General features: G+C 52.5%; 7 protein-coding genes. 3 read left to right on the top strand and 4 right to left on the bottom strand.

Features of this window, described 5'->3' with window-relative positions; translation table 11 throughout:
* Positions 1 to 23 precede the first annotated feature (23 nt).
* Together GmarT_RS01450 and GmarT_RS01445 are read right to left on the bottom strand one after the other, a co-directional pair.
* Positions 24 to 1,436: a sigma-54-dependent transcriptional regulator gene (locus tag GmarT_RS01450; protein ID WP_002646843.1), complete on the bottom strand. Its 1,413-nt coding sequence runs from the start codon at positions 1,434 to 1,436 to the stop codon at positions 24 to 26.
* The gene (locus GmarT_RS01445; protein ID WP_002646844.1) at positions 1,414 to 2,841 is read right to left on the bottom strand and encodes a sensor histidine kinase; all 1,428 of its coding nucleotides are present in this window, start codon (positions 2,839 to 2,841) and stop codon (positions 1,414 to 1,416) included. Before GmarT_RS01445 ends, GmarT_RS01450 begins: the two co-directional genes overlap by 23 nt.
* 395 nt (positions 2,842 to 3,236) lie before the next feature.
* Between GmarT_RS01445 and GmarT_RS01440 the strand changes: the two genes are divergently transcribed.
* The 3 genes from GmarT_RS01440 (at position 3,237) to GmarT_RS01430 (ending at position 7,098) form a co-directional block, all read left to right on the top strand.
* Entirely contained in the window at positions 3,237 to 4,241 is a 1,005-nt protein-coding gene (locus tag GmarT_RS01440; RefSeq protein WP_002646845.1) for a DUF1559 domain-containing protein, read from the top strand.
* Between the two features lie 182 nt (positions 4,242 to 4,423).
* A complete protein-coding gene (locus GmarT_RS01435) occupies positions 4,424 to 5,575 on the top strand; it encodes an SGNH/GDSL hydrolase family protein (protein ID WP_002646846.1) in 1,152 nt (383 codons plus the stop codon).
* Entirely contained in the window at positions 5,572 to 7,098 is a 1,527-nt protein-coding gene (locus tag GmarT_RS01430; protein WP_002646847.1) for an FG-GAP-like repeat-containing protein, read from the top strand. The genes GmarT_RS01435 and GmarT_RS01430 overlap by 4 nt, the downstream gene beginning before the upstream one ends.
* 15 nt (positions 7,099 to 7,113) lie before the next feature.
* Here GmarT_RS01430 and GmarT_RS01425 read toward each other — a convergent pair whose 3' ends face one another.
* Together GmarT_RS01425 and GmarT_RS01420 are read right to left on the bottom strand one after the other, a co-directional pair.
* Positions 7,114 to 7,941 carry an NHL repeat-containing protein gene (locus GmarT_RS01425; RefSeq protein ID WP_002646848.1) on the bottom strand — a complete coding sequence of 276 codons (828 nt, stop codon included), beginning with the start codon at positions 7,939 to 7,941 and terminating at the stop codon, positions 7,114 to 7,116.
* 87 nt (positions 7,942 to 8,028) lie between these two features.
* Positions 8,029 to 11,739, bottom strand: a complete 3,711-nt coding sequence (locus GmarT_RS01420; protein WP_002646849.1) for a CRTAC1 family protein — start codon at positions 11,737 to 11,739, stop codon at positions 8,029 to 8,031.
* Positions 11,740 to 11,910 lie beyond the last annotated feature (171 nt).

The following is an 11,910-nucleotide window of genomic DNA, read 5'->3' as shown; positions in this document are numbered from 1 at the left end:
TGAAATTCCTCGGAAGAAGTGTTTCAGCTGTTTTCAATTCCGTATTGTTTCAGTTTCTTACTCAAGGTGGTCCGATGCAAGCCCAGACACCGCGCCGCGGGGGCACATTGTCCATGAAATTTTTCCAAAGCCACTTCCATCACGGGAGGCTCAATCAGTGCCAGCAGCTGTTCATAAACATTTGCCGCCTGCTCCGGGTCCGTCAGTTGTGCTTCTGCCCACTGCTTCAACAGCATACTGATCTCCGCTTCCGATCCGGCGGGAGCCTCACCCATTCCCAGAAACGACTGTGACACAGCAGCCGGCAGATCTTCCGGAAGTATCGTCCCCCCGCGTGCCCGCAAGGCAGCATGCTCAATCGCGTTCCGCAGCTCGCGCACGTTACCATACCAGGGACGCCGCTCCAGCTCCGCAACGGTTTCTGCAGTCAGACGATGCTGCATGCCCGTCTGTCGATCGACAAACCGCTCCAGAAAAAATTCCGCCAGCACGCGAATGTCGGTCACACGCTTTCGCAGCGGTGGAATATCAATCTGAAATGTGCACAGACGAAAATAGAGATCGTGCCGGAACTTCCCCTGTTTGATCAATGACTCCAGATTACGATGCGTGGCAGCAATCACTCGAAAACTTGTCTTCACACGCTGATTCGAACCGACGGGTAAGACCTCTCCCTCTTCCAGTGCACGCAACAGTTTAATCTGAATCGCCAGTGGGATGTCGGCGACTTCATCCAGGAACAACGTCCCCTGATCTGCCTGCTCCAGAAAACCGACCCGCGCTGAATCCGCACTCGTGAATGCCCCTTGCGCATGGCCAAACAGTTCGCTCTCCGCCAGGCCTTCACTCAGGGATGCAATATTGACCGCAACGAATGGCCCTTCTGAGCGGTCACTGAAACGATGAATGGCCTGTGCCGCCAGCTCTTTTCCGGTTCCACTTTCCCCTGACAGTAACACGCTTGCTTCCGAGCCCGCCACCAGCGCAATCGACTTGAAGACGTTCTGCATCTCCGGTGTCGAACCCACCAGCCCCTCCACCTGCTTCGGTTCGCCGGGCATCAGAACATCACGCTGCGACTCATCAATGGCTTTCTCTAACACGCGCTCCATCTGATTCAGATCGAATGGCTTGACGATATAGTCAAATGCTCCTTTACGAACTGCTTCCACTGCGGTCTGTAAATCACCATAAGCGGTAATCACAATCACCGGAACAGTTCCGATACGATCATAGAGCCCCTGCATTGCCGTTAACCCGTCGATCCCAGGCAGCCGCACGTCCATCACCACCACATCCGGACGTTCCTCTTCTGCAAAGGTCAACGCCTGTTCTGCTGACGAAGCCATTCGCACCTGATGACCAAGGCTCTCACCCAGTTGGCTCAGCCCCCAGCAGATCGACTCTTCATCATCAACAATTAGTAATTTCGACACGCGCGTTCTCCACCTGATGGACAGGTAACTCTACGATAAAACAGGTATGTTGACCTCGACGCTCCCAGCGCAGCCGCCCGTGATGATTCTGCACGATTTCCCGGGCGACAAACAGGCCCAGCCCGGTCCCGTCCTTTTTTGCTGTCACCAGAGGTTCAAACATTTTATTAACAACTGCAGACTCAGGCCCCGGTCCGGTATCTGTCACCTCCAAAGTAACAGACTCCGAACCACTTGGGAACAGCTTCAACCTGACTTCTGCTTCTGAGGGACTTTGGGAATCAGACCCTGTTTTAACGGCCAATGTTGCTTCGATGGCATTCAGTACCAGGTTGGACACCAACTGCTCCAGCGATTCCGCATCCCCCTCGACAGTCAATGATTCTTCAACTGATTCATTAATGAGCCTGACTCCTCCATGACGTGCCGTTGGTTCCAGCAGACTCATCAGCTTCTCAACAATCTCATTCAGACACACTGGTGCAAAACTGGAAAAATGTCCGGCTTTGTTTTCCAGAAAACTCTGCAGGTATTGTTCGATCATACAGAGTTGACGATTGGCGACCTGTAATGTTTCATCCTGCTCACTGTCGGCACATTTACGCAGATACAGATCCAGCGCGATCCGGCAGCCGGTCACCGCATTCCGCAGTTGATGCGCAATCGCCCCCCGCAACTGCCCCAGTGTTTTCAGCCGCTCACTCCGCTTGACTTCGTCTTCATAATCACCCAGAAGTTCCGCCATCTGATTAATGGATATACTCAGATCACGAATTTCATCGTTTCGTGCTGGCAGGACCATGGGATTAAAATCACCACGGGCAATCTGTGCGACCTTGCGATCAAGCCGCTGCAAAGGCCGCGTAACTCGACCGGCAATCACTGTCGCCAGCATTGCCACCACAATCAGCGCAATACTGCCTGCCAGTAAAGAAGGGTAAATGGCATTCGACAATGCTTCCCGATACGCTTTGACCGGGTAGTAAATGTGTAAATATCGTACAACATCCGTCCGCGACCGCTGCTGAACCTGGACGACTGCATGAAAAAAACCGGCATCCCCGGTTTCCATCACATCCGAGATCTGTAACTGGTTCCAGTCAGGCGGATTCTGATTCACAGCCGCAGGCACAAAATCAGGTCGCGTTGAAGAGAGCACCGCGTCGTTCTGATCCACCAGTACAAAGTCAGCTCCCGATAAGCCTTTGGTCTGGTTCAGTACGGCATCGGTTAACGGAAACGTCGCCTCATTCAGAGTATAAGCAATTTGACGAAACTGATCCCTGATCTGCAGTTTAATCTGATTGGTGGCCAGCCAGGCATGCAATAACGTCACCGCCACAATGGCACAGACCATAATGCTCACCATCGGAATCAGAATCTGGTACCGCAAAGGCCAGCGCATCGAGAAGTTTCACTTTCTATGGGAGAACGTAAATTCAATCAATCAGACAATAGTTGAGAAAGCACACGAGGAATAATCCATTTTACGATAATTACAGACCATTAAACACATTCATCCAGACAGTTCAGACGGGATTTTTGAATCAGCCCCCCTCTATCACAGGTTTCAATACTGAAACACCACTACAGAATGTCGCTATATTCGCCACGCCTGTCGAATCAATCGACACGCCTGTTCCAATTGCTGATCGAGTGACATTCATCCAGACTGATATCTTGCAGAGCATCATGGACAGACTACTTAATTTATAGAATATAGCTACTTTGGAACATTCTTTGCAGCTATAATACAGGACTCTAAACTACCCGCCCTCAAAGTAATCAGGAATTTATAAAATGCGCACCAGACGAGGTTTCACCCTGATCGAATTGCTGGTGGTGATCGCCATCATTGCCATTCTGATCGCTCTGTTGCTCCCCGCCGTCCAGCAGGCTCGGGAAGCCGCCCGCCGCACCCAATGTAAAAACCATCTCAAACAGCTGGGACTTGCCGTACATAATTATGCCAGCAGCTATCGATACCTCCCTCCCGGTGCCAGCGTAGACCTTTCTGTTTCTTCGACAGGCAATAATGGTTCCTGGGGCGTACATGGCCGCATCCTCCCTCTGCTCGAACAGGGGAATCTTTATAACAACGTTGATCTTTCCATCGCCTGGGATTTTCAAACTGCCATCGATGGTCTCAAAATCCCCGTCTATGCCTGCCCCAGCGATCCCAACAGCGACCGCGTCCGCGATCCGGGTGGCGGAAAAGTCAAACTCTACCCCACCAACTACGGATTCAATTATGGAACCTGGTTCGTGTATGATCCCACCAATGGCAGCAGCGGTAATGGTGCCTTTTATCCGAACGCCAGTCTGGGCATGGCCTCATTTTTAGATGGCACCAGTAATACTCTGCTGGCTTCCGAAGTCAAAGGCTGGCAGCCTTACACGCGTAATGGCGGCCCTTCGACAACCACCATTCCCGGAACCGCTGCGGCTGCTGCCACCATCGTTGCTTCAGGAGCCGACTTTAAAACCGATACTGGTCATACCGAATGGCCCGATGGACGCGTCCATCACACCGGTTTTACAGTCACACTGAACCCCAATACCTATGTGCCTTATACCAGCGGCGGGACTGAGTACAATGCCGACTACAATTCCTGGCAGGAAGGAAAAAACGGCAGCGCAGGATCTCCCACCTACGCGATCATCACCTCGCGCAGCTATCACACCGGCGTGGTCAATGCAGTTCTCGTCGATGGTTCCGTCAGAACCATCAGCGAAAATATCTCACTCGATATCTGGCGCGCACTGGGCACCCGCGACAATGGTGAAGTCCTCGGGGAGTTTTAACCTTTCTCGCAACGACAATTCAATCTGCGACAGAGTGGATCCGATTTCGGTTCCACTCTTTTTTTTGCCTGCATTTCTGCTCTCAACTTTCTTTTTCTGAATCACTGCTGTTAAGATGAACAAAGAAAACAAACCTCTGTGACAGGTAATAAACTACTTTTGAGTTGAGAACAGGAAACATCATGACATTGAAACAAACAGCAATCGGGCTGATTCTTTCAGCCCTGCTTTGCGTATGCTCTCTGAATGAATTGAAATCTGCCGAGTCCAAACCTCTCACCGATTTCTCCGTGGATCAAAAAGATAAGACACACTGGTTTGACATCAAAAACCTGGGCGTCGAAGGCAAAGGCTGGACCGACACGGAGTCCTTCTATAATCGCCTCCCCGCCAAAGCCAAAGGGGTGGTAAGGCCTCCCGTCTGGTCACTCAGCAAACATTCCGCGGGCCTGGCTGTCCGCTTCGTTACTGATGCCACGACCATCAAAGCCAAATGGAAACTCACTTCTGCCAACATCGCGATGAATCATATGGCGGCGACCGGCGTCAGTGGTCTGGACCTGTACGTCAAAACGGAATCAGGGAAATGGCGCTGGCTGGCGGTCGGCAAACCATCAAAGCAGGAAAATAACCAAACCCTGATTTCAGGCCTGATTCCCGGCAAACGCGAATACATGCTCTACCTGCCACTTTATAACGGCGTCGAATCCGTTGAAATCGGCGTTCCCGAAACCAGTCACCTCTGGAAAGCTCCGCCCCGTGAAACAGGCAAAGACAAGCCCCTCGTCTTCTGGGGCACTTCCATCACACAGGGAGGCTGTGCCTCACGGACCGGCATGGTCCATACCGCCATCCTGGGTCGTCGTCTGGATCGACCGGTCATCAACCTCGGATTTTCCGGGAATGGGCGCATGGAACCCGAAGTCGCCAAACTGGTCGCCGAACTGGATGCCAGCGTATTCATCATGGACTGTCTCCCCAACGTCACCGCCGAAACCGTTGCCCGCGAAACAGAACCACTCGTGAAAACGCTCAGGGCAGCTCACCCCGAGACTCCCATTCTGCTGGTAGAAGACCGGACCTATTCCAATGCGTATCTCAAAAAGAGCAGCCAGGATCGTCACCGCACCAGCCGCGAAGCCCTCAAAAAAGCCTATGACAAGCTCAAACAGGAAGGTGTGAAAAACCTGTATTACCTGGATGGCGAAACCCTGTTGGGAGACGACAGCGAAGACACCGTTGACAGCTCTCACCCGACTGACCTCGGTTTCTTCAGACAGGCAGATGCGTTCGAGAAAGTCCTCCGCCCCATTCTGGAACAGCAATCCAAGTGAAACCAGTCTCCATCTGCCTTTTCCTGTTTCTCGTAATGCTGCTTGCGTGCGGGAAGCAGGAACCGCAGGCGGAAGATTCAAACGCTGTTGAGTTACCCGCAGAGGCACACTTTCAGGAATTTCACGCCGAGATTCAAAACTTCTGCAGCCACTGTCATCTCTACCCGGATCCTGGTGTTCTGACAAAAGAAGCCTGGCGGATGCAGATCCCGCGCGAGTACGCTCACTTCAAACAGAACCCGGATACCAGTCTGCGGGTCCCTCCCCAATCAGAAGTCATACATTATTTCGTTTCACAGGCACCGGAAGTACACAGTCTGCCGCAACAGGTGGCCCCCCCTGATTCCGGACCTGTCCGCTTCCGTAAACAGATAGTTTCACGGACTGATCTAAAAACTCTCCCGGCAACAGCCCATCTGAACTGGGTCAGCGACCACTCTCCAAAGGAACTCCTCTTAACCGACATGGGATCCGGCGAGACAGGCCGCATTCGATTTAATGCAGGACAGCCTGGATACGAGCCGCTGGCAAAACTCAAACACCCCGCTCACATCGAACGCGTCGACCTGAATCAGGATCAGCAGCACGATTATCTCATCGCAGACCTGGGCAGTTTCGGGCCCGAGGATCACGACCGGGGGTCGGTGAGCCTGCTGACATTCAATGACAAAACTCATTCCTGGCAGACACAGACCCTGCAGGACCACCTGGGACGTGTCGCTGATGCCAGGGCAGCCGACTTTGACAATGATGGCGATCTGGATCTGATCGTCGCCGAATTTGGCTGGCACAAAACCGGACAACTGTTGTACCTGGAAAATGTATCTCCCTCAAAGACAGAACTGAAATTCGAACAGCGCATCCTCGACAACCGACATGGCGTCAGCCATATCCTGATCACTGACTGGAACCAGGATGGACGCCCCGATTTCGTCACGCTGTTCTCACAGGAGCATGAAATCATCGTTGTCTTTTTGAATGAAGGTCACGGTCAGTTTCGTAAAGAGACCATTTACCAGGCCCCCGATCCCGCTTACGGTTCCTCCAGCATCGCACTGGTGGATCTGGATCAGGATGACGACCTCGATCTGCTCTTTACCAACGGCGACACCATGGACAGTTTCGAACTCCGCCCGAGCCATTCACTGCAATGGCTGGAAAACAAAGGCGAGTATCCCTTTACCCATCATTCGATTGCCCCGCTGACGGGTGCCTACTGCGCCACGCACGGCGACTTTGACGGCGACGGCGACATCGATCTCGCCGCCTGTACCATGACCTGGGATTATAATGAACCACGGAACACAATCGTCTGGTACGAACAACTCTCACCCGGCCAGTTCCGTGCCCATCCCCTCGATTACACCATGGGCCAGCACCCTGTCATCACCGCCGGAGACTTCGATGGCGATGGCGATCCCGATCTGGCTGTCGGCAATTTCGAAGGACGGGAAACAGACCAGCGGAACAAAACAGAATGGTTCTCAATCTGGTGGAACGAGCGAATAGAAAAACCAGAATAACGTCGATCATTTACGTTATGGCTTCAACAGATCACTGACGTTTTTCTCCGGATCAACGGAAAATACCGTTTTCGCATGCGGGTCGGCGACCAGGATATTCTGTCCCTGGCGGGTGATTCCCACCGGATTGATGAAGGGTTCACCGGACACCCATTTTTCCGTGGTTCCGTCGGCAGCGACTTTCCAGAGTGCCTTTTCATAGCCATCACTGACAATCGCCGAACCATCGTCAAGCACTACGACATCATGTGGAAAATTGAAGGGTCGGCCTTTCACAACGACGGAGACTTTCCCGTCCGGACTGACTTTCAACAGCTGGTCTGCCGTTCCGGAAACGACCCACAGATTTTCTGCCTGGTCCAGCGCCAGTCCTCGAGGTGCTTCAACTTTGGCAAACAGGGTTGGTTTACCTCCGGCGGCGGGGACTTTCCAAATCTGATGCAGTTCCAGATCCGATACCAGCAGATCGCCATTCTTCAGCACCACCACATCCATGGGAATTCCAATTCCTCCGTTGGTCAGCGGCTGGGGCTGCGCGCCCGCTTTTTCAAACCGATAAACATCGCGTGTCGATGAATCGCCGGCCAATACTCGTCCCTCGTTATCAATTGCCACACAACGCACGGCATTCAACGGGGTGCGGAACACTTTTGATCCCGTGAAATAGCTGGCGGCTTTCCCCTGCTCGACACTCCAGATGCCCGGCAGTTTTCGATCCGCTACATACAAGGGACCTTTATCAGTTGCTGCTACGGAGAGCGGGTACAACATCTCCGCAGCCTGTAACAATTGAGTGGTACTGAGAATCAGCACTACAACACAATAAGGATAAAGAAATCGCATTATGGAAAACCTGAATAAAGTTCAAAGCGTATCAGTCAGACCGCATTTTATCGAAACACAGCGGCAATTGCACTCATGAATTCTCACTCAGGGTTTCAGCAGAGAATTCCAGAAACGGGCACTGCTTTGACGACGGGTATGATAGCGTTCCCGATCCTGCTGCAGCACCTCCTCGTCTGGATAAACTTCCGTCGGATAAGGATAGCTCTGCATCTCACGAAATGGCAGCGGCTCGACCGACTGCCCCAGAATCGTATGCAGGTTCGCGTCCTTGTCCCAACCCACATTATGCAGAATAAAATCACGCTTCCAACCTGGTTTAATGGGCTCTTCAGGAACTTTGAAAAGCAGTCGCATCTCATCCCCGGAACCCATGATCACCAGGCGATTGTCAGCCGCTTCCACCAGCGCTTTCACATCGCCATAACGTGTAAAATTCCCCTGCATCGGCGGCCACTGAATTCCGGTCGTGAGACTCTGATAATCATAACGTTCCGGCCCGTTACCCGGATGGATCAGAGGCGTGGAAAACCCCCGGTACCGCAACGTCGCAGATTCGAGTGGCACCGGTTGCGTCACAAATTCAGCCGGCGTTTCATCCACTGTAAAGAAGACCTGGTCCCAGTAGAACTCCATATTCGTTTCGATCCGCACGCGATAGTCGTCTGTCAGAAACTGGTCGGTCAGATCAACGACAATCGTTTTCGTTTTCCCACCCGGAAAACCCATAAAGGGCTGAATCGCTATCCACGCACCATTTTTGTCTGGCACTGACAGCGCAGGCGGACGCGGCGAAGGCATCGAGGGATTCTCGGATAATGCAAGATTGATCCCGGTATCCGTCGGATAGATCCATCCTGTCAGAAACAGCTTGATCCGGGGCGCTGTTTTCGCGTTCTGAACGGCCTCTGCATTCAAATCCAGTTCCAGCGCATGATCTTCTGTCAGCCCCTGTCGATATTTTTCATCGAATGTCTTCGCATACACATTGTCCCCGTCTTTAATTTCAGGCAGTACATCGCGGCCCTTGTGATTCACGGCCGCGCGGGGTGACAGTGGATGCTGAACCGTATGGATTTTGAACGCCGCCAGATCGGGGGGACCAACTTTTTCATTCGAATACAGATCCACATCCGCCGGGTGATCAATGGCCATCAGTTCGACCAGATCGAAGTAGCCTGCTTCCCACAGTTCTTCGGTGATCCGCAGTTCATAAACACCGTCTTTCGGCTTGAGCCGGTCTCCTTCAATCTTGAGATACTCCCAGTCGCGACTGGGCGCCACAACCCCCTGCGCAAACTGCAGGCCAATGGGAGCTGCCCAGAGCAGGTCCGTGTAGAATGAAAACTGCTCCCCATCCCATGTATAAAGATAAGGACAGGACCCCATCAACGTTTGCTTCTCATAAATCCGCTGATCGGTTTTGGCGTTAATAATATTGACAGGAATTCCATTGGTCCACAGGACGCGAATTGCTTCGGCGACACTCTGGTTGCCCAGTCCAAAGTGAGTCGACTGCCCGGCGACGATCTGCGGTTGATAAATCGTACCGCTGCGCAATTCCAGCAGACTGCCGATGCCATAATGATTCACGCGCCCGCTGGCAGATTTGACTTCCCCTTTGATCTGCTCGGCCCGCAGTGACACATCAATCCAGTGATAGTCGTTCCCCCTGTTCTGCTGATAGACAATTTGATCGCCGGCCACCGTGATCACATCCAGGCTGCCATCCAGATTCAGATCGGAAAGGCGGTACATCTGAATCGACTGCGCTGAGGTGAGTTCCTGATCTTTCACGTACGCGGTCTGCTCCGTGCTCTGTTCCGCGGTTCCCAATAACAGTTGTAACCCGGTTGAACTCAATGCCACCACATCCAGTACGCCATCATTATTCAGATCACCAGTCTGCAACACTGTACCGTGTGCTCCGACAATCTCCCCTCCATTGACAGGTTGCACGGAAGCAATCTGGACACTGCCCGGTTCCGGCCGCCGGGTTTCAGCCAGCATCAGCTCTGTTTGACGCACTCCGATCAGATCCCAGGAACCATTACGGTCAAAGTCTGCCAATACGCATTCTTCAAACTGATTTGCTGTCGGCCCGTCCTCCGTTTTGACTTGAGTAAAAGGACGCCAGCGAAATCGACCATGCCGCAAATTTTCCAGATAGCCGGCCTGCTTCGACTGACGGCTGCATAAGATCAGATCGAGATCCACATCCCGGTCCCAGTCGACGCGCACCAGCGAAGTCGCAGCCAGATCTGCAGGAGGCAGGTGGCTTTGACTGCTGATATCTCGAAACGAAAAATCGCCGCGATTCGACCAGAGTGAAAGGCCCTGCTCTGTAGACGCCACCAGATCCAGATCGCCGTCATGATCCAGGTCTGAGAAATTGACTGCCATCAGATCAGAAAGTGTATCCAGCGTTTCTGACTGGGCTTTCATTTCCAGCGAACGTTTACCGGTTTTCGCGTCAGCCTGATTTTCGAATATCCTGATCCCCGGTTTACCGCTGACGACCAGATCCAGATCGGCGTCGCGTGCCGGCGAAATGGGAAACAAGGTCGGCTCTTTTTTTTCAGTCGCCTGCGGTTGTGTCTTCTGTTGCACATCGGCGTCAAGATCAACAAGTCTGACCTCTGCAAAATCACCATCCAGGTCCTGCTGTGTGACCAAATTCCAGAGCTCACCATTTTGAGAATAGATAACAACCTGTTTCGCGGTCAGCACAACCAGGTCTGGTTTGCCGTCCAGATCAAAATCGGCAACCTGCAGATCTTTGATTGCAGACGTGAGTACTGGCGAAAAAACAAGCGGACGTGCTTTAGCAAATTCAACCGTACGTGGTTGCTGCTGGGTGGGCCATTCGACCGCCTGATAGAACGCGGGTGGAAAATCATGAATGACAAACTCCAGCGAGTTCTGTTCCACGCGACGACGATCACTTTTGACGAGGTCTTCCGCAATCAGCACATTTCTCATGATACGTGCATTGCGGAGTACCACATTCCATTTCCGATCCCTGATCGCAGTCAGTGAATCCTCAATCAGTTGATTCAAATCCAGGCGGGTGTGGTCCTTGACGCTGGCCGCCAGTGGCGCTGACAGCGTTTTGGCTTTCTCAAACACAATAGCCGCCTGCTCGGACTGCTGTTCTGCTGTGACCTGCAGATACTCCAGAGTCAGAAACAGATTATCGGATTGTAACTCCCATGCTTTCGCCAGTGATTCATGCGCCAGCGATGCTTCATTCTCTGCTGGAATCTGTTTTTGTATCTGTGACAGTTCAAACCAGATGGCAGCATCTTTCGGCTTCAGTTCTGTGGCATGGATCAGGTCTGCCTGTGACTGGAGTGGTTTCCCCAAAGCGGCATAAATACGAGCCGAGAGGATCGAGTTGACTGCAGACTCGGGGGAAATTTGAATCAGCTGGCTCAAGGCTTTGAGAGTCAGCTCCTCCAGCTTCTCCCCTGCCGGCTGTTGAGCTAATTTTTCCGGCGTCAGTTGCAGCAGGCGACAAATCGTTAAATTGCGAAAGCCGATCTCGTCTGTGGGCAGTTCTGCTGCCAATTGTTCCAGCTGACGATCTGCGTCGGCATACTTTTCATTCTCCAGGTAAGCGACGCCTTCATTTTTCAGTTTCAGCAGTTTGCTGGCCCGTTCATAGCTGATGGGCTTTAGCTCACCGGGCACATTCTTTAACTCAGGCGGTGCTTTGAGCGTCAGAAACAACGCCAGCATCCCCAGAAACAGGACCACTGCTGCAATGATGGCGAAATGCGAAGACCGGAACGGCATAAAATAAACCTCTAAGCTGGAACATCTGGAACGCATCACATTTTACCATAGCGTCCTCGATCTATGATACTCGGTCCGAATGGCCCCGGAGACGCTACAGTAAAACTGGACACAGTCAACGACTGGAATCCTGATCCGTTAAGAATACACGGCCTGCGTGCAGATGTCAGC

It is taken from the genome of Gimesia maris, assembly GCF_008298035.1.
GTDB lineage: Bacteria > Planctomycetota > Planctomycetia > Planctomycetales > Planctomycetaceae > Gimesia > Gimesia maris.
This window is presented reverse-complemented; position numbering and strand designations above follow the sequence as displayed.